General features: G+C 50.8%; 20 protein-coding genes. 10 read left to right on the top strand and 10 right to left on the bottom strand.

Annotated elements, in window-relative coordinates; all coding sequences use genetic code 11:
* Positions 1–201 precede the first annotated feature (201 nt).
* Positions 202–1,119, top strand: a complete 918-nt coding sequence (gene crtR / locus IQ256_RS11075; RefSeq protein ID WP_193855610.1) for a beta-carotene hydroxylase — start codon at positions 202–204, stop codon at positions 1,117–1,119.
* An 82-nt stretch (positions 1,120–1,201) separates the two neighbouring features.
* On the opposite strand, the gene IQ256_RS11070 is transcribed toward crtR, so the two are convergent.
* The 3 genes from IQ256_RS11070 to sppA form a co-directional block, all read right to left on the bottom strand.
* Positions 1,202–1,681: an orange carotenoid protein N-terminal domain-containing protein gene (locus IQ256_RS11070; RefSeq protein WP_193855609.1), complete on the bottom strand. Its 480-nt coding sequence runs from the start codon at positions 1,679–1,681 to the stop codon at positions 1,202–1,204.
* 225 nt (positions 1,682–1,906) lie between these two features.
* A complete protein-coding gene (gene aroH, locus IQ256_RS11065) occupies positions 1,907–2,287 on the bottom strand; it encodes a chorismate mutase (RefSeq protein ID WP_193855608.1) in 381 nt (126 codons plus the stop codon).
* Positions 2,288–2,421: 134 nt separating this feature from the next.
* Entirely contained in the window at positions 2,422–3,282 is an 861-nt protein-coding gene (gene sppA, locus IQ256_RS11060; RefSeq protein ID WP_193855607.1) for a signal peptide peptidase SppA, read from the bottom strand.
* 80 nt (positions 3,283–3,362) lie between these two features.
* Here sppA and IQ256_RS11055 point away from each other — a divergent pair, with 80 nt between their 5' ends.
* From IQ256_RS11055 to IQ256_RS11040, 4 genes are all read left to right on the top strand, one after another.
* The gene (locus tag IQ256_RS11055) at positions 3,363–4,544 is read left to right on the top strand and encodes a DMT family transporter (protein WP_193855606.1); all 1,182 of its coding nucleotides are present in this window, start codon (positions 3,363–3,365) and stop codon (positions 4,542–4,544) included.
* Between the two features lie 189 nt (positions 4,545–4,733).
* Entirely contained in the window at positions 4,734–6,029 is a 1,296-nt protein-coding gene (locus IQ256_RS11050) for a peptidoglycan-binding protein (RefSeq protein WP_193855605.1), read from the top strand.
* A gap of 96 nt (positions 6,030–6,125) precedes the next feature.
* The gene (locus IQ256_RS11045; protein ID WP_193855604.1) at positions 6,126–7,310 is read left to right on the top strand and encodes a glycosyltransferase; all 1,185 of its coding nucleotides are present in this window, start codon (positions 6,126–6,128) and stop codon (positions 7,308–7,310) included.
* A gap of 8 nt (positions 7,311–7,318) precedes the next feature.
* On the top strand, positions 7,319–7,714 hold the full coding sequence (locus tag IQ256_RS11040) for a hypothetical protein (RefSeq protein WP_193855603.1): 396 nt from the start codon (positions 7,319–7,321) through the stop codon (positions 7,712–7,714).
* 51 nt (positions 7,715–7,765) lie between these two features.
* Here the strand turns inward: IQ256_RS11040 and IQ256_RS29575 are convergent, their stop codons facing one another.
* The 4 genes from IQ256_RS29575 to IQ256_RS11020 form a co-directional block, all read right to left on the bottom strand.
* On the bottom strand, positions 7,766–8,551 hold the full coding sequence (locus IQ256_RS29575; protein ID WP_228024770.1) for a DnaJ domain-containing protein: 786 nt from the start codon (positions 8,549–8,551) through the stop codon (positions 7,766–7,768).
* Between the two features lie 130 nt (positions 8,552–8,681).
* Complete coding sequence (locus IQ256_RS11030) at positions 8,682–9,284, bottom strand: ATP-dependent Clp protease proteolytic subunit (RefSeq protein WP_228024769.1); 603 nt, start codon at positions 9,282–9,284, stop codon at positions 8,682–8,684.
* A 53-nt stretch (positions 9,285–9,337) separates the two neighbouring features.
* Positions 9,338–10,012 carry an ATP-dependent Clp protease proteolytic subunit gene (locus IQ256_RS11025; protein ID WP_193855602.1) on the bottom strand — a complete coding sequence of 225 codons (675 nt, stop codon included), beginning with the start codon at positions 10,010–10,012 and terminating at the stop codon, positions 9,338–9,340.
* 3 nt (positions 10,013–10,015) lie between these two features.
* Positions 10,016–10,708, bottom strand: coding sequence for an ATP-dependent Clp protease proteolytic subunit (locus IQ256_RS11020; RefSeq protein ID WP_193855601.1), 693 nt, complete (start codon positions 10,706–10,708; stop codon positions 10,016–10,018).
* 270 nt (positions 10,709–10,978) lie between these two features.
* On the opposite strand from IQ256_RS11020, the gene IQ256_RS11015 reads away from it, so the two are divergent.
* The 5 genes from IQ256_RS11015 (at position 10,979) to IQ256_RS10995 (ending at position 16,203) form a co-directional block, all read left to right on the top strand.
* Positions 10,979–11,845 (top strand): hypothetical protein, encoded by an 867-nt coding sequence (locus tag IQ256_RS11015; protein WP_193855600.1) that lies wholly within the window; start codon positions 10,979–10,981, stop codon positions 11,843–11,845.
* On the top strand, positions 11,842–12,705 hold the full coding sequence (locus IQ256_RS11010) for a hypothetical protein (RefSeq protein ID WP_193855599.1): 864 nt from the start codon (positions 11,842–11,844) through the stop codon (positions 12,703–12,705). Before IQ256_RS11015 ends, IQ256_RS11010 begins: the two co-directional genes overlap by 4 nt.
* Before the next feature lie 70 nt (positions 12,706–12,775).
* Positions 12,776–14,008, top strand: a complete 1,233-nt coding sequence (locus IQ256_RS11005) for a VWA domain-containing protein (protein WP_193855598.1) — start codon at positions 12,776–12,778, stop codon at positions 14,006–14,008.
* A 109-nt stretch (positions 14,009–14,117) separates the two neighbouring features.
* Complete coding sequence (locus tag IQ256_RS11000; RefSeq protein WP_193855597.1) at positions 14,118–15,170, top strand: dipeptide epimerase; 1,053 nt, start codon at positions 14,118–14,120, stop codon at positions 15,168–15,170.
* The gene (locus tag IQ256_RS10995) at positions 15,157–16,203 is read left to right on the top strand and encodes a DUF1611 domain-containing protein (protein ID WP_193855596.1); all 1,047 of its coding nucleotides are present in this window, start codon (positions 15,157–15,159) and stop codon (positions 16,201–16,203) included. Before IQ256_RS11000 ends, IQ256_RS10995 begins: the two co-directional genes overlap by 14 nt.
* A 32-nt stretch (positions 16,204–16,235) precedes the next feature.
* Here the strand turns inward: IQ256_RS10995 and IQ256_RS10990 are convergent, their stop codons facing one another.
* From IQ256_RS10990 to infA, 3 genes are all read right to left on the bottom strand, one after another.
* Entirely contained in the window at positions 16,236–16,526 is a 291-nt protein-coding gene (locus IQ256_RS10990; protein WP_193855595.1) for a DUF2442 domain-containing protein, read from the bottom strand.
* The gene (locus tag IQ256_RS30380; protein ID WP_193855594.1) at positions 16,516–16,743 is read right to left on the bottom strand and encodes a DUF4160 domain-containing protein; all 228 of its coding nucleotides are present in this window, start codon (positions 16,741–16,743) and stop codon (positions 16,516–16,518) included. Before IQ256_RS30380 ends, IQ256_RS10990 begins: the two co-directional genes overlap by 11 nt.
* A gap of 104 nt (positions 16,744–16,847) precedes the next feature.
* Positions 16,848–17,075, bottom strand: a complete 228-nt coding sequence (gene infA, locus IQ256_RS10980) for a translation initiation factor IF-1 (RefSeq protein WP_006455294.1) — start codon at positions 17,073–17,075, stop codon at positions 16,848–16,850.
* Positions 17,076–17,113 lie beyond the last annotated feature (38 nt).

Raw genomic sequence — 17,113 nt, 5'->3', positions numbered from 1 at the left:
ACATGTAGCCTACGTTCGATTAGAGTTTGGGTACGGCAAAGAGAAAGAACCAACATAGGAAGGTAGCAAATGCTGGCTGCTATTGGGTTTTACGAGTTTCAGAAAACTTAAAATAACGTCATAAAACTTTATTATTTATCGGGGGTAGCGTATACTACCGTTGAACGGAAATTCTGAAAAGCGGTGTCAAGGAGCAATTGTATGGTGTCGGCGGCAGTAGAGCCCCTAGCGGTACCGGTAGCGGTTACCCGACGTGTCCCTAAGCGGTTTCTAGATGCCGATGGCGGTGTGAGCCCTAATCTTCTCATCTTTTGTGGGGCCGTTTCTCTAGTTATTTTTTCAACAGCAGGATATTTTTCCTGGCAATGGCCTCACTGGTGTTGTTTTATACTCAACACTCTGGCTTTGCACTTAGTAGGTACAGTTATTCACGACGCATCTCATAATTCAGCTCACAAGAATCCAAAAGTCAATGCGGCGCTTGGTCACGGGAGTGCGTTGATGCTGGGATTTACGTTTCCGGTATTTATGCGGGTACATCTGCAACACCATGCCCACGTAAACGATCCAAAAAACGACCCAGATCATTTTGTTTCTACTGGCGGCCCGCTCTGGTTAATTGCGGCCCGTTTCTTTTACCACGAGATTTATTTTTTTCAGCGTCGGCTCTGGAAGAACAACGAGCTAACAGAGTGGCTTCTAAGTAGGCTGACGGTTGGTCTGTTTATCTATACGGCCTACCGCTTTGGCTTTATTGAGTACTTGCTCAACTATTGGTTTGCCCCGGCGCTTGTGGTCGGATTAGCGCTGGGTTTGTTCTTTGATTATCTGCCTCATCGCCCCTTCAAAGAGCAGCATCGCTGGCGCAATGCCCGCGTGTATCCCAGCAAAATTTTGAATCTGTTGATTATGGGCCAGAACTATCACTTGATTCATCATCTGTGGCCTTCTATCCCCTGGTACAAATACAAGCCAGCCTATGAGGTGATGAAGCCACTGCTAGACGAAAAGGGATCGCCTCAGTCGCTAGGTCTACTAAAGACGAAAGATTTCTTAGGCTTTTTGTATGATCTGTTTTTGGGTATTCGCTTCCATCCAAAAGCGGAGAAAGAAGATTAGCGAATAGCGCATCTTCGCTTATATATCGAATACCCCAGTTGCCCGATCCGCGACAACTGGGGTATCGAAAATGCTCCTAGGCTTACGCGCCCATATCGATAACGCAGTAGCGCAAAAGAGTGATTTGCTGGTTGAAATCAAGCGCGGTGATCTGGTTGAACACTTGTGAAGCTGCCCCAGACATCTCGTAGTCATCAGGGACAGGAATGACATCTCCAGCAGCCATGCCTTCTGATAGCTGGTACCAAAACACTAGCTTATTGTCCCCTTCAAAAGCGCTGTAAGCTTCTGTATGTTCAGTCTTTTTGTTCTCAACTAGATCGCGCATGAAGGCCATCTGGTCAGCTTCTTCCATCCCTTTAACTGTGTTGAAGAGATCTTCTGTAAATTGAGGGCCAGCCGCTCTAGGCGCAGCAGGAGTGATAGAGCCGCCCATATTGTCATAGACCACCCAGAGCAGACCTAGTTTTTCGTCTGTGGTTAGCGCTTTGAAAGCAGAGAGCTCTTGCGAGATATCGCTAGGCGCTTCTGAAGTACTAGATGATGCAGAACCAGTAACCATATTGAATATTCCTTTGATGCTTTTGTAGGATGACAAAGCAGATCGTAAAGGTCTAAACGATCTGTCTTGAATACCCTCAAGAGAGACTTTGTTCTATCGGCTCTCCTTCAAAAGTACGATGTGGTTGGGTTTGATAAACCTTGCGAGAGACCGCCGATCGGCTTTGCCCGTTGTAAAAGTGGCTTCAGAAACAGCCTTGAAGCTGCACAGCTACTTCTTTTCTTCCTAATCGGCGGCTAGGCACAGATCAGGTCTTAGCTTCTGGGCTCCGCGCAGGTAAATATGACTGACGTCAGTGTGGTGAATCGGTAGATAGATATGCAGCATGAATCGGATGCATTTTGGGAGGCTGCCCTCAACGTGCATCTGCTGAACGTCGAGTAAGGGAACGCTGTCCCAGGTAGGGCGTTTGCGGGCGATCGCAGCTGGAAACACTGCATCCAAATCCCTAGTCACAGAGAACGTCACACTGACGATCTTGCTGGTATCGAGCGGATTGCGCGACTCTAAGGCATCGAGCAGCTCATTCACTGCGATCGCCATCGCCTCTGTAGAGTTTTCTGGAACGGTGGTTGCCCCCCGAATGGCGTGTATCTGCCAGTCCACAGCGATACCTTCCTTTCTGTTACCTTGTCGTCTACCTATCGTCCCCATTTAACCATTAGTGGCGTCCCTAATAGTGGCTAGCAGTTAGTAGCTAGCAGTTAATAGCCAGTAGTATCCTCAGCGATTCCTTCAACCTACCTAGAAAGCGGTCCTCGAAGGGTAGCAGGCTGATACATCCATAGCGGGATGCCGCTGGTTTCTAGCTCAAATTCTATGCGAGCCATAGTCGTCGGCATGGCTTCTAGCAAGAGACCTCGAAGGGCATTGTTCCCTGGGAGAACCCGACTTAAGAGCGGTTTTTTCTCTTCAAAAGTGAAGCATTCAGCCTTCTCTGGATCGAGGCCGCTCAGCTCTGCGGCCCACCGTCTGGCATCTTCTTCTGAGCCCAAGCGATCGACCATACCTAGCGCTAGCGCCTGCTCACCGGTAAAGACCCGACCGTCTGCAAACTCGCGTACTTTCTCTTCGGGCAAGTTGCGGCCTTCGGCGACTGTCCGAACAAACTGCCCGTAGCTCACGTCGATCAACTCTTGCAAAATTGTTTCTTCTTCAGAGGTCAAAGGCCGGTCAAAAGCCAGAATATCCTTGTAAGGGCCCGATTTGACGACCTGAAAAGAGACGCCCACTTTGTCTAGTAGCTTCTCTATATTATTACCGCGCAAAATCACGCCGATAGAACCGGTAATACAGCCTGCATTCGCCACGATGTGGTGAGCGCCAACACCGATATAAACCCCGCCTGACGCAGAAATATTTCCATAGCTAGCGACGATTTTGACGTCTTCTCGCAGCTTTCTAAGGGCGCTATAGATCTCTTGTGAATCCCCCACGGTGCCGCCTGGGCTGTCGATCCGCAAAAGCAAGGCTGGAAATTTCTTTTCTTCAACTTCTTTGAGCGCTTCGAGCACCCGCTTACGGGTGGAGCCAGCGATCGCACCAGAAATCTCAATTCGAGCAATTTGTTTACGGTAGCGACGCTTAAAAGGCCAAATCATGAGATATCTAGGTGCGCTGGGCTTAACATTACTTTAAGCTAAGTATACGCCTTGCCTCACTCTTATAACTCTTCTAAAGAATGGATGCTCCTCAGACTAAAGACGCCGCTCAGTCGCCTATTACGGAGACCCCATCTGAGGAAGCTAGCGTAGTCACTAATGAAGTGGCCGGTGAAGTGGCCAGTGAAGTGGCCAGTGAAGTGGCCGATACCGATAGTGTGGCCAAACAGCCGCTACGCCTTCCCCCTATTCTCCAGCCAGCCGCTGGCCTAGTCACCAACCCGTTGGTGCTGGTTTCTCCCTTTTTCTTGTGGGGAACTGCAATGGTGGCGATGAAGGGCGTGATGACTGAGACCAGCCCGCTATTTCTGGCGAGTATGCGGCTGCTGCCAGCAGGTATTCTAGTGGTTTTGGCGTCGGTAGCACTCGGTAGAGAGCAGCCAAAAGGCTGGTCTGCCTGGCTTTGGATTGGCCTGTTTGCGCTAATCGATGGCACGCTGTTTCAGGGTTTTTTGGCGAAGGGGCTAGAACGCACCGGGGCCGGATTAGGCTCTGTGATGATCGACTCGCAGCCACTGGCAGTGGCGATCATGGCTAGATTCTTGTTTAAGGAGTGGATTGGGACGCTGGGCTGGTTGGGCTTAAGTATTGGCCTGCTTGGCATCAGCTTTATCGGACTGCCAGATGAGTGGATTTTTTCACTGTTTCAAGGACAGTGGTTTAACGTGAGTATCGCCCTAGAACAAGAAATGTGGACGGTGCTTTTTCAGCAGGGCGAGTGGCTGATGCTGATGGCAGCGCTGTCGATGGCAGTCGGGACGATTTTAATTGGGTTTGTGGCCAAGGTTGCTGATCCGGTGGCGGCAACCGGCTGGCACATGATTTTGGGTGGAATGCCGCTGGCGATTACTTCAGCGCTGGGTGAGCCGACTGCCTGGCAGTCCATCTCGCTATCGGGCTGGTTGGAGATTGGCTATGCGACGGTATTTGGCAGTGCGATCGCCTATGGTGTTTTCTTTTACATTGCCGCCCAAGGCAACCTCACTAGCCTCAGCGCCCTGACCTTTCTTACGCCTGTTTTTGCTTTGCTTTTCAGCACTTTGCTACTCGCCGAAAGCCTCAGCTTTTTACAGTGGTCAGGTGTCATGCTGACCTTGATCAGCATCTATTTAATCAATCAGCGGGTACAGCTATCCGCCTACCTGTCCGAGCAGCTCGCACTTCCTATTGACTATCCGGGCAGCCAAAACGCAGAACGCTGATCTTTTCATGACGAAGCATCAAATTCAGTAGAAATGTTCTCCAGGCGGGCACTCTATAGCATCTACCAGGAGCATCTATCAGGTTGCATCAGAATATTTGCTGTATCTTCGGTTAGGTCGTGCAGTTACCGTCTGTTCAATCACTTTCTAGTGCTTTCCCCCTCTAGATCCAGTAGGCAAAAGATAGCGATGATTCGGCGTTCTGCTTTACTTCTTTTCACGGTCGCTACATTCTCTGTGCTAGAACGAGCGTCTATAAACATACCAGGTGAAATGGCGGGTGAGATGGCGATCGCCCAAACCTCCTCCATACTCACAGCCCAATCCCTAGCCCCTTTAGATCTCTCTATCGGCTCACGCGACGCAGCCGTTAGCACCTTACAGTCACAGCTTCAAGCGCGCGGCTTTTATGAGGGTTCCCTAGACGGTGTTTTCAGTCTGTCTACTCAAAGGGCGCTGATCGCTTTTCAATCAGAAGCTGGAATAGAGTCGACAGGAAGGCTTGATGAGGCCACCAGACAGGCACTACAGACAGAGCCTGCCGCCGCGACAGACGCTGACCCTATTACTGATGGAGAACCTGCTAGCGAGCCGGATACTAATGAGCCTGCTAGTGAGAGTCCTGGTGTGGAAGTTAACGAAGTAAATGAACGGGTTCAAGATGGAAGAGGATTGGTCAACTTTCTTGTGATAGGTCTGGGCTTAGCTGCGATCGCCAGCAGCTTTGGCCTGGGGTTTCTCTTCGCTCGTCGCGGTAAAGCGAAGCAAGCTCCGTTCTCGACTGCCCGTAAGCTTACCAAAGCTAATTCCGACCCTAACCATCGGTTAGGACTCGAATCTAATCAGCAGGCTGGCTCTCGGTCCAACCACCAATCTGGTAGTGCCAGATCGCGCAGCGCCGAATCACAGCTATCTATTTTTGATGAAGCGCCCTTTGGCGAAACGCCTACCGATTCGGTAAACACCTCGTTAGGGTTCGACAGTCCTCAATCGGGTCAGATTAGCCATACGCGACCGCTTGATCCCAAAGAAGCGGTTGAGGGTCTGATTCAAGATCTACATAGCGCAGACTCGCAAAGCCGCCGCCGAGTGATCTGGGAGCTTGGCCAGCGAGGCAATACCCTAGCCGCTCAGCCGCTGGTTGACCTAATGTCTCAAGCCGATTCCAAAGAGAAGAGTCTGATCCTAGCAGCCCTGTCAGAAATGGGAATGCGTTCTCTGCGTCCGCTATCTCAGGTGCTCTCAGTCGCCCTAAGAGATGACAACCCAGAGGTTCGTAAGAATGCCATCCGCGATCTTTCCCGCATCCATGAACAGGTGGTTCAAGTCAGCCATCTGCTAGGCCGCGCTATTGATGATGATGATAGTGAAGTGCGCCAAACGGCAGAGTGGGCACTAAATCAGCTTGGTCGCATCCGCCAGACTCAGGACTTTAGCATCAACGGACACGCTGCTACCAGTGCGCTGCCGGTTGCTGACGAATAAGACGCTAGATCTTGAAGCGGCTTGTCTCTACCGACTGAAGGCGCGATCGCAGTCCTAGACTAGAAATCTGGAGCTAACAATCTAGGACTAGGACTCGTGAGAAAGCCGCTCAAAATTTTGTTTCTCTCAACGCCAGTCGGGCCGCTGGGCTCAGGATTAGGCGGCGGCGTAGAGCTAACAGTGTTCAACCTTTCGCAGGCACTGAGCACCAAAGGTCATCAGATCGATATTGCTGCGCCTGAAGGATCGAGTTTGCCACAATCAAACCGTACGACAACGCTCATTCAGATACCGGGCAAGTGGCAGCCAACCGCTCAAACTCAAGATCGCTTAGCACCGATAACAGTAGGTTCATTGTTGGCAAATGCCTGGACCTACGCCAGAGAACGCGAGTCGGCGTATGACCTGTTGGTTAATTTTGCCTATGACTGGCTACCGTTTTATCTAACGCCTTTTCTCAAAACGCCTGTGGCTCATTTTGTCAGCATGGGCTCTTTGAACAATGCGCTAGATGAGGCGATCGCCCAAACGGCTGTCCAATTTCCCGGCACGCTAGGAGCCTATACGCGATCGCAAGTCCAAACCTTTCCTATCCCTGAGCATAGCTGGCAAATTCTAGGCAGCGCCATCGATATTCGCCAGTACGACTACTGCGACCATCCAGACAATTTCCTTGCTTGGATTGGCCGCATTTCTCCAGAAAAAGGATTGGAAGATGCGATTACAGCGGCTGCCACTGCTAATCGGCCCCTTAAAGTATTTGGCAAGATAGAAGACGCTAGCTACTGGCAAAGCCTGCAGCCTCTGATTCACCAGGCCACCGTCTCTATCGAATATGGCGGGTTCCGCTCAACATCAGCGCTACAAAAAGCCCTTGGACGCTCTCTGGCGCTGCTAGTCACACCAAAATGGACAGAAGCTTTTGGCATGGTGGCAATTGAGGCGTTAGCCTGCGGCGTGCCTGTGATTGCCTATGCGCGCGGTGGCCCAGCCGAAATTGTGCGTGATGGTCAAACTGGCTGGCTAGTATCTCCAGATGATGTAACCGGGTTAACTGATGCGATCGCTAACCTACTAGATCGTATCAACCGCGCCGACTGTCGCTATCAGGCCGAATGTTTGTATGATCTACCTGTTTGGAGTGAGCGTTTTGAGCAGTGGTTTTTCCAAATCCTTTCCGGTCATGAGCCTTATGATCATGTACCTTTTGTTACCGGGTCTTCTGCCCCTGTATCTTCTGGTACTGTAGTCTCCGACCCTGCAACCGATGGTATCGATTAGCGCCTAGCATGATTGTTTTAACCTCTGAAGAAATTACTCAGCTAACGGCCTGTCTAGCCGACTATCCCGACGCGATCGCCGCACTTCAAGAAATATCAGATTGTGACGGTGATATAGAAGATGCTGCTATTTCCCTAGCGCTGCGGGCTGGTCAAGAACCAGATACTAATGACCGGTGGCTAGCTAGCTTCAGCAAGCGCTACCGTCATATTGCCTGTCAAACCCAGTTTCGCGACGCGCTCAGTGCTCATCAGCCCGGTACCCTAGTCAACCATCTAACGCAAGAGACCGACTGCCCGGCCCTACTTGCTGCGCCTGTCGCTATCTACATTTTCAAATCAGGCGTAGACGATTTTTGTCACAGCTTTGACTATGCTCGGGTGCAGAGCGAAGGACCGGCTTAAGAGTCCACCTAGAAACTTAAGAACCAACATAGAAACAATCTGACCTGCAGACTAAATGCTTCTTAGAATGGCTAACCGCGCTAGATCTCGCTCTATCTCGGCCCCTAACGTCGAGTTATTTGGATCAACCCGAGTAGCTTTTTTCAAGTAGATTTTTGCTTTGCGTAGCTGGCCTTCGTTGATCAGCTGTCTGCCCCAGCGCTGGTAGACAATTGCTTTCCACTGGCTGATTTCTAGATCGGTTGGCAGGCGATTGGATAAACCTTCTACTAGGGCGATCGCCCTTGGAAACTTTTGCTGTCCGAGCAGCACTTTCAACTGCGTATATGCATCCCGTTTCAACAGCCGATCGGCCTCTGATATGGGCACTCCTGAGCTATCTACTACTGAGACATTGTCTGCTCTAGCTGACGGAGGCTTTTGTTTATAGTCTTCGACCGACCGCTTCTTTCTACCGACTGATCTAGCCTTTCTCTGTGACTTTTGAAAATCGCCGATGCCTAACCTTTCTAAGGTCTGTCTCAGTTCATCCAAGTCCAGCGGCTCTGCTGCGGCTGCCTGCTCACGAAAAGCGGCACCGTCTTTAGCTTTAGTGCTTTCAAACGGTGCCGTTTCATGTAGCTCGATTCTGCTTGATTTGTTTCTGTGTGCTTTAGAAAGGGCGTCTGAAAGAGCAGTATAGGCTTCGTTGATCGCAATGAACTGTGTGGCTGCCTGCTCATCTGGATTGAGATCAGGATGATACTTTCGCACCAGCTGACGATAGGCGACCTTGACCTCTGTGAAAGATGCACTACGGCCTAGTCCTAGCGTGCGATAGTGATGAGCCAGTTTCATAGCAGCGTCGGCTTCTAGGCTAGGCCGATAAGGACAGCAGACAAACTTTAATCAATTTTTGTCAAATTGGCTAATAATTGTTCCCCATTCTTGGGTGCTTGCTCGTGTCGCCCCTTAACAGGCAGGCAACCTATGCTGGTAAACGCTCTTCAATCACGCGGTCGATTAAGCCGTATTCTTTGGCTTCGGCTGCCGACATGAAATTGTCGCGATCGCTGTCCCGCTCAATCTCTTCCATCGTCCGACCCGAATGCGCCGCCATCAGCTCATTTAGCTCACGACGCACCTGGACAATCCGCACCGCTTCAATCTCAATATCAGTTGCCTGACGACGACCCACCCCGCCCGAAGGCTGGTGAATCATAATTCGCGAGTGGGGCAATGCTAGCCGCTTACCCTTAGTGCCTGCGTTTAGCAAAAAAGCGCCCATACTGGCCGCTAGCCCTACGCAAATTGTCACCACCTCAGATTTGATGTACTGCATGGTGTCGTAGATCGCCATGCCCGCTGTGACTGAGCCACCTGGTGAGTTGATGTATAGATAGATCGGCTTGGTGGAATCTTCAGAATCGAGATAGAGCATGTAGGCGACGATGGCGTTAGCAATGCCGTCATCTACTTCTTCAGTCAAAAAGATAATTCGCTCCCTGAACAGCCGCTCGTAGATACTAATCCACTGCTCGTAGGTGCTGCCGGGTAGGCGATAGGGGACGCTGGGAGTTCCGATAGGCATGGCAAAAAGTGAAATAAAAGGTCGTGTTTAGGTTGCGGATTTAGGCTCTGGGTTTAAGCTTCAGATAGCGCAGGAACAGAGGAGCTAGCTAGCGCCGGATTCTCAATGACTCGATCGATCAATCCATAGTCTTTGGCTTCAGCTGGAGAAAGATAAAACATCCGCTCCATATCTTTCGCAATCTTTTCAGCGCTCTGGCCTGTGCTGTTTGCCAGGATCTGCTGAATCAGCTTCCGCTTTGCCAACACCTCGGTCGCTTCTAGATTGATGTCGGTCGCCTGGCCGCGAGTCAGGGTAGTCGGGTGAGTTAGCGCAATGCTGGTATGAGGTAGCGCCGCTCTTTTTCCCTTGACGCCAGCCGCGAGTAGCACCGCTGCCATGCCGTAGGCCGTTCCCATACAAATCGTCAGCACTTCTGACTTGATATGCGCGATCGTGTCATAGACTGCTAGGCCCGCTCGAATCGAAATCATCCCAGCCGACTCATCTGCCTGGCCAGACATCACCGGATCGCCAATCGAGTTGATATACAGATAGATTGGCTTACTTTGATCTTCCGAATCCAAATACAGCAGCGCCGAGACCAAAGAGTTAGCCACCCCATCCGTCAACGGCTGGTTAAGGAACAGAATGCGCTCTTGGCTCATCCGGGTAAAAATATTCACCCACTGCCAAGAGCGACTGCCCGGCAAATTGTAGGGAACTCGCATAATTCTATCTACGGGCATGACCTAAACAACCCCCGCTGGAATCGCCGTTGGCAGCTCTTTCGTACTGCTCAGCACCCGATCGATCAGGCCATAGTCTTTGGCCTCTTCTGGGGTTAGATAAAACATCCGATCGGTGTCTTTATCTAGCTTTTCGGTCGATTGGCCCGTGTTAGCAGATAGAATATCGAGCTGAGCGGCTTTATTGGCCAGTACTTCTTCTGCTCGAATCTGAATATCTGTTGCCTGACCCTGCGCCCCAGAACGAGTCTGATTGAGGACGATAGTAGCGTGAGGCAAGCTAGCTCTAGAGCCTTTTGCACCAGAAGAAAGAATCATCGCGGCGGTGCCCATTGCCTGACCTAGACAGATGGTGTGTACAGGGGGCTTGATGTATTTCAGCGTGTCACAAATAGCAAAGGCTTCGGTTTCAAAGCCAACCGCATCGCCGGTATACCAAGAGGTTCCGGTTGAGTTTATGTAGAAGTAAATCGGTTTTTCGGGATCGTCAAATTCTAAATACAACAGCTGCGCGATGATCAGCTTAGTGACATCTACGCCCATTTGACGTTTGAAGTCGTCAGAAGAAACCAGCGGCGTGCCCAAATAGACGATGCGCTCTTTTAGCAGCAGCGATTGGAGGTCGGGTGGGGGTGTCCGATAGGCCGCGCTGCCTCCACCGTAGGGAGCTTGAACGGCCTTGATAGGAGAACTCATAGGGACTTGCGTTTGCGCTAACTTTTACTTTTCGACATCTAAAATATCTGCATACTATAGTAGCTCGCTAGCGGTTGGGGTGCGGCGGCACTGGCTTTGGGTTTGTGGCGGATAACCACACCAATACCGTCCTTATGCTACAAATCCCTTCAGTCTGACACTATCTACTTTTACCTGTGCTCTAATTCACCTAAGAAAAACACTTGAATATTGCTACATTCGAGTGTGTCAAAACCTTTCCACTCAGCACGTCCAGCCATCCTTAGGTCTATGAAGAAGTTTATCTTCCCTCTACTGATGATTCAGCTTGGTCTGTTTTTGGTCTTGTCGATTTCGGCGTGTCAGCAGACAGTACCACCGCAACCATCTGTCAGCGACGAGCGCATATCTGTTCGAGGGATTCCCATAAGCGGTTCAGAAGATACTGAATCTGCTCCGGTGTTAGCTTCTCCATTTGACGCTTCTTCGTTAGACGCATCCTCTAAGGCTTTACCTAGAGAATCCTTGGCAGAAGGGGAGAGTAGCCTGAGCGTTGGCTCATCTACCCCTTCTGTTGGTACTGTCACATCCATATACGACCGTCTAGTAGAAGGTGATTTCTTTCATACTATCCCTACTGAACTGAAGGTCGAAGAGCCCATCGTTATAAAAGCAGGTATCGCCGATGAGGTGACTAAAGAAATTCTCGACTCCTTGGACATAGATGAGCCGATCAGCTTAGAAGAGATTACTTTATACAATCCTTTAAACGTAGAGCTGCGTCTGGTTGGGAATCCAGATATGTTTTTGATAGAGGACATATCAGCAGGTAGAAAGGCTGTCGTAGCAAACGACGCGGATGTATGGCGATGGTCAGTTACGCCATTGCTAGGCGGTAGCTACAGTCTGACCTTGGAATCAACCTTGAGTCTCGACTTTCCCAATTCTATTGGAAGAGAGCAAAGATTACTATTGGCAGAAAGACCCATACAGGTTAGGGGAAGTTCTATCTCTACGCTCAGGTTGAGTTTTCGTCGTTATTGGCAAATTTATACGCTGGTTCTCTCAGCAGTACTGATTGGATTTGTGACGCGGCTACTGAGTAAGCGTCACTACCAAAAGAAATTCTCTGCGGCAAGCATAAGCCAGATCCAATGAAACATAAAAAAGTAAAGCCAGCTCTTCTCATCACTCTGCTGGCCTGTATTGGCATCGGCAGCCTTTTCCTACTCACGAGAGTTCAACCATATCCTGACCCAGTTGACAATATTGGAAGTCCTCCACCGCAGCCAGCTCCTGATATAACAGCAGGTGAGCAAGGTACAGCAGGTGAGCAAGGTACAGTTGCCAGTATTGCTCCGCTACCTCGGCTGAGTGAAGAAAAAGCAGTAAAGGAGTTCTTCGATAGTTTGACAGTTGGAGATTTTTTTCACAATGTGCCTGAGACGATGCAGGTCAACGTGCAAACGAAGATAGAGGCTGGCTTAGCAGAGGAAGCGACTGATGAAGTATTGAGCCGGTTGGACATAGAGGGCGACGTCACGATTGAGCGCTCCGCTGTAAGGTACGATCCGATGGGCACAGAGGTAATCCTGTGGGCTGACGACGAAGCCTTCCGAGTGTCACCTATTAAGAGTGGGCGCCAGACGGTGTTCTCTGAGGATGAGCAGTTTTGGTCATGGAACGTGACGCCGCTCAAAGCTGGGAACCATTTGATTGTACTCAAGGCAAAAGTAGAGTTTAGTCCGAAGGACAGCAATCAAACTTACCCGCGTGAGTTTGTTACGTTTGAATCTAAGCGTCCAGTCAGGGCTAATATTCCTTATTCGTTCAGACAATTTATTGCTAATAATCTGGGGGAGTTTTTAGGACTGACGATTGGTCCTGCTTCTGTAGCTGGTTTTGTGACTTGGTGGGCAACTCGCCGTCGAGAGAAGGCTAAAGCTATTGCTGAGACGAAGAAAGTCATTGGATTCGCAGCCTCCTACACCTCTCAAGGCTCCCAAAAGGGCAAGTAGAGGTGCTAGCGGTTTCTTTAATCGGGAATCCATTAGTTTAGTGTTATGTCAGTAGTAGCGAGGTGCCAAGATGAAGGTTGATTTGCAGTGTGCGCTTAGTGATGCTCACCTTTCGGCTGATCAAGCGAGCGCTCAGCGTCAGCTATCGGTATCTGTAGCGGCTAAGGGGGGTGGCAGCTCTGCGCCGCTGAATGTCTGTTTTGTGCTGGATCGCAGTGGTTCGATGATGGGCACGCCTTTGCAAACGGTCAAGCAGGCGGCGAGCCGGATTGTGGATAGGCTGACGGCGCGCGATCGCATCTCAATAATCGCTTTTGACCACAAAGCCGAAGTCCTAATCTCCAACGAACTCGCAACCGACCTTGACGCAATCAAAAAACGAATCAACCGCCTGCGGGCGGGCGGCGGCACCTGCATTGACGATGGCCTAAAAGCGGGAATCGAGCAGCTTGCTGCTGGCAAAGAAGGCTACATTTCCCAGCTCCTACTGCTAACCGACGGTGAGAATGAGCACGGCGATAATGCTAGGGCAATCAAGCTAGCTGATGTGGCAGTTGGCTATAACCTGACGGTAAACACGCTGGGCTTTGGCGACCATTGGAACCAAGATGTCTTGGAGCAAATCGCCGATGCGGGCGGCGGATCGCTGAGCTACATCGAGCATGCTGAAGAGGCAATCGCCACCTTCGGGCGTCTGTTCACCCGCATGCAGTCTGTCAGTCTAACCAACGCCTTTTTGAACCTGGAGCTGCTGTCAGGCACTCGCTTGGCCGATCTCAAACCCGTCGCTCAAGTCGCGCCTGAAACCGTAGAGCTAAGCGCCAACACGCAAGAAAATATAGCCGTTATCCGCATTGGCGATCTGATGATCGATGAACCGAGGGTGATTCTGCTGACAATGTATGTGCCCCAGCTAGCAGAAGGCACTGTACCAATTGTCAAAGTTCAAGTCACCTACGACGACCCAGCGCTTGACCTGACGGCGCAGTCGACAGAGCCACAGACAATTGATATTTTGGTCCAGTCTGCTTACACGGCCAATGTCAATCCAGACGTGCAGCAGCATATCTTGGCACTAGCAAAATACAGACAGACCCAGATCGCAGAAGATAAGTTAAAGTCTGGCGATCGCACTGGCGCAGTCACGATGCTACAGTCGGCGGCAAACACCGCCATTCAGATGGGCGATAAAAACGCGGCAACGGTGCTGCAAAGGAACGCGACTCAGCTGCAAGAAGGAAAAGAGTTGTCGGAGCGCGATCGCAAGAAAACCCGCATCGCCTCAAAAACTCAGCTTCAGTAAACGAACGGGAGCGCTTGGCCCTATTCTATCTGTATACATTCGCGACCCCAAAGACAACACTATGGAGATCGCGAATGCCATAGAATAGCGCCCCTTACTAGCCCTAGCAATGCAGATTCAGATTGAGCCCTTCTCCGTCCATAAGCGAGTGCCGCTTACCATTAGCCGGGGGACAAATGCGGGCTCAACAAACCTTTGGGTCAAAGTCAGCGCCGATGGCATAGAAGGCTGGGGTGAAGCGTCTCCTTTTTCCATCGGTAACAAAACTCAAACAACTGAAGCGATCGCTCATGACCTTCAGAAACTATCGACGAAATTGTCAGGGTTCTATCCTTTACAGCAGCAAAAAATTGCGTCGATATGTGATGATTTAGCGATCTGCTCAGCGGCAAAGGCAGCCGTGGACGTTGCCTTACACGACTGGTTGGGAAAGAAGGTTGGCCTACCGCTATGGCAGCTATGGGGATTAGACCTTGATCGCATCACCCCGACTGCCGTTACCATTGGCATTAGTTCCCCAGCAGATGCCGTCAAACGTCTCCGGCAGTGGCGCGACCAGCAAACCGTGGCCTCTGTCAAAGTCAAGCTAGGTGCGCCAGCTGGCATCGCTGCTGATCAAGCCATGTTCGAGGCGCTTTTACCCGAGGTGCCTAAAGGCGCAAAAGTCAGTATCGATGCTAATGGCGGTTGGCGGTTGACCGATGCGCTGACCATGTCTTACTGGCTCGCCGATCGCGGCGTCACCTACCTAGAGCAGCCGCTACCGGTCGCCCATGACGATCTGCTCCCAGCCTTACGCGCTCAGTCGCCGCTGCCGATCTTCATCGACGAAAGCTGCTTTGATAGCGCCGATATTCATCGCCTGGCCCACTGCATTGATGGCATTAACATTAAGCTGATGAAATCTGGTGGTCTGAGTGAAGCCCGGCGGATGATTCATACGGCCCAAGCCTGCGGGCTGCAGGTGATGTTTGGCTGCTATTCGGACAGTGTGATCGCCAATACTGCCCTCTCTCACCTAGCTCCACTGGCTGATCACCTCGATCTCGATAGCCACTTTAATCTCAAAGACGACCCGTTCTCTGGCGCACACCTAGAAAACGGTATCTTGATGCCAAACTCGCGACCTGGACTAGGACTTTCTCTTCATGCTCACCCCTAACGATCGCATTGCTATCTTGCTACATAACGGCCTCGCCGGCAGCAAGGGTAAAACGGGCATCTCCTTACTGCGCTATAGCCAAAATGAGATCGTCGCGGTTATCGACGAAGCAGCGGCTGGGCAATCTGTCAAGGCTCTGACGGGGGTGGATCGTCAGGTTCCAGTGGTTGCTTCGGTGCAGGCGGCTCTAGCGTTCAACCCCACTGTTCTAGCGATTGGACTTGCGCCTTCTGGCGGGAGACTTCCTGATCCTTGGTACGCAGAAGTAAAACAGGCTGTGAGTGCGGGACTTAGCGTCATGAACGGGCTGCACACTCAGATGAACGCAGACCCCGAGATTGCCTCACAGATTCAGCCCAGTCGGTGGGTGTGGGACATTCGCCAAGAGCCAGAAGGATTGGAGGTAGGCAGCGGCAAGGCTAGGCTTTTAGAATGCGATCGCATTCTCACGGTCGGCACCGATATGTCCATCGGCAAAATGTCTACTAGCATCGAGCTCACCCGCGCTGCTATGGCCAAAGGACAACGCGCCAAACTCGTTGCTACGGGTCAAACGGGTCTTATGCTCGGCGCAGATGGCATTGCTCTAGACGCCATTCGAGTAGACTACGCCGCCGGGGCCGTCGAACAAGCCGTCATTCGCAGCGCCCCAGAGCAAGATATTCTCTTCATCGAAGGCCAAGGTTCGCTATTAAACCCCGGCTCTACGGCGACGCTGCCGCTAATGAGAGGCTCGCAGCCAACTGCTTTAATTCTGGTTCACAAAGCCGGAATGACTCATATCCAGCATTTCCCGGACTTTGAAATTCCTTCCCTTTCGCAGGTTATTACTTTGTATGAGACAGCGGTTCAAGCAGGCGGCACTTTCGCGAAGACACCCGTTGCCGGGATTGCGCTCAATACGTTTGGATTGGGCGAGAAAGCAGCCTCAGATGCAATCGAAGCAGTCTCTCAAGAAACCGGGTTGCCCTGTACCGACGTTGTCCGGTTCGGTGGAATTTCTTTACTCGATAGCGTTTTCAATAAAAGCTGAGCTCAAGTTTGAATGATCACGAATTTAGACGGTTACGATGTGACGCCAGCTAACTTGCGATCTATCGGCAGCAGGGCCACAAGCTCATCAATATCAAAATTCTGATTAATTTCAGGAAAATCAATAGCGTAGCCGCCTGCCCAGACTCGAACGCTAGAAAGCTGCTCATCTGTGGGGCGTGGCGCTGATACAAATTCTGAACCAGTCCAGGTCAACATTTCAAGGGCATCAACAGGACATGCTAATCGAGCACCGTTAGTAAAAGTAACTTCTACCTCCCTCGAACCAGATATGTAGCACACATCAATAATTTTATTTTCCATGCTGCTGAATAGCCTCCCAAGCCGCCCTCACTTCAGCAAGCCTGCTGTTGACTAAGCGTAAAGCCTTTTTCGCAAACCTAGGATCTACTTCTTTTCTCTCTTTTTTGCCTGCCCTTAGAACGATAGCCTCTGTCCCCGATATATCTATCTTGATCTTATGCTCGGCAGAACTCACATGTACGTGCGCCGGGCTGTGGTCATTGCTAAATACTTTCACGACACAACCATCCGCCCTAAATATCTCGGCCAATAACTTTTTCCTAGGCTATCAAAGGCTTTTATTCCCTTTCTTCTCTACCCCACCTTCCTATCCCATCTTTTCTATCTAGGTTTCTTCAATCGGTAGGTGATGCGGCCTTTGGTAAGGTCGTAGGGGGTGAGTTCTACTTTGACGCGATCGCCCGGCAGAATCTTGATGTAGTTCCGACGAATCTTTCCAGAAATGTGGGCTAATACATTGAACCCATTGTCTAGATCAACGCGAAACATAGCGTTGGGCAACGATTCGGTGATCGTTCCCTCCATTTCAATTAAATCTTGTTTAGACAAACCAGCAGTTCCTCGATTAATTCAATGTCAGCAGAAAC

The sequence above is a fragment of the cf. Phormidesmis sp. LEGE 11477 genome, from assembly GCF_015207105.1.
GTDB lineage: Bacteria > Cyanobacteriota > Cyanobacteriia > Phormidesmidales > Phormidesmidaceae > Phormidesmis.
The sequence above is the reverse complement of the archived record's forward strand: the minus strand, read 5'-3'. Positions and strand labels throughout refer to the sequence as shown.

Bases quoted from the DNA above. Each gene is read 5' to 3' on its own strand.
- sppA (WP_193855607.1), bottom strand. From the start codon at position 3,282: ATGATTTGGCCTTTTAAGCGTCGCTACCGTAAACAAATTGCTCGAATT.
- crtR (WP_193855610.1), top strand. From the start codon at position 202: ATGGTGTCGGCGGCAGTAGAGCCCCTAGCGGTACCGGTAGCGGTTACC.
- IQ256_RS29575 (WP_228024770.1), bottom strand. From the start codon at position 8,551: ATGAAACTGGCTCATCACTATCGCACGCTAGGACTAGGCCGTAGTGCA.
- IQ256_RS11010 (WP_193855599.1), top strand. From the start codon at position 11,842: ATGAAACATAAAAAAGTAAAGCCAGCTCTTCTCATCACTCTGCTGGCC.
- IQ256_RS11000 (WP_193855597.1), top strand. From the start codon at position 14,118: ATGCAGATTCAGATTGAGCCCTTCTCCGTCCATAAGCGAGTGCCGCTT.
- IQ256_RS11005 (WP_193855598.1), top strand. From the start codon at position 12,776: ATGAAGGTTGATTTGCAGTGTGCGCTTAGTGATGCTCACCTTTCGGCT.
- IQ256_RS11020 (WP_193855601.1), bottom strand. From the start codon at position 10,708: ATGAGTTCTCCTATCAAGGCCGTTCAAGCTCCCTACGGTGGAGGCAGC.
- IQ256_RS11050 (WP_193855605.1), top strand. From the start codon at position 4,734: ATGATTCGGCGTTCTGCTTTACTTCTTTTCACGGTCGCTACATTCTCT.
- IQ256_RS11070 (WP_193855609.1), bottom strand. From the start codon at position 1,681: ATGGTTACTGGTTCTGCATCATCTAGTACTTCAGAAGCGCCTAGCGAT.
- IQ256_RS11025 (WP_193855602.1), bottom strand. From the start codon at position 10,012: ATGCCCGTAGATAGAATTATGCGAGTTCCCTACAATTTGCCGGGCAGT.
- IQ256_RS10990 (WP_193855595.1), bottom strand. From the start codon at position 16,526: ATGGAAAATAAAATTATTGATGTGTGCTACATATCTGGTTCGAGGGAG.
- IQ256_RS11015 (WP_193855600.1), top strand. From the start codon at position 10,979: ATGAAGAAGTTTATCTTCCCTCTACTGATGATTCAGCTTGGTCTGTTT.
- IQ256_RS10995 (WP_193855596.1), top strand. From the start codon at position 15,157: ATGCTCACCCCTAACGATCGCATTGCTATCTTGCTACATAACGGCCTC.
- IQ256_RS11055 (WP_193855606.1), top strand. From the start codon at position 3,363: ATGGATGCTCCTCAGACTAAAGACGCCGCTCAGTCGCCTATTACGGAG.
- IQ256_RS11040 (WP_193855603.1), top strand. From the start codon at position 7,319: ATGATTGTTTTAACCTCTGAAGAAATTACTCAGCTAACGGCCTGTCTA.
- IQ256_RS11030 (WP_228024769.1), bottom strand. From the start codon at position 9,284: ATGCCTATCGGAACTCCCAGCGTCCCCTATCGCCTACCCGGCAGCACC.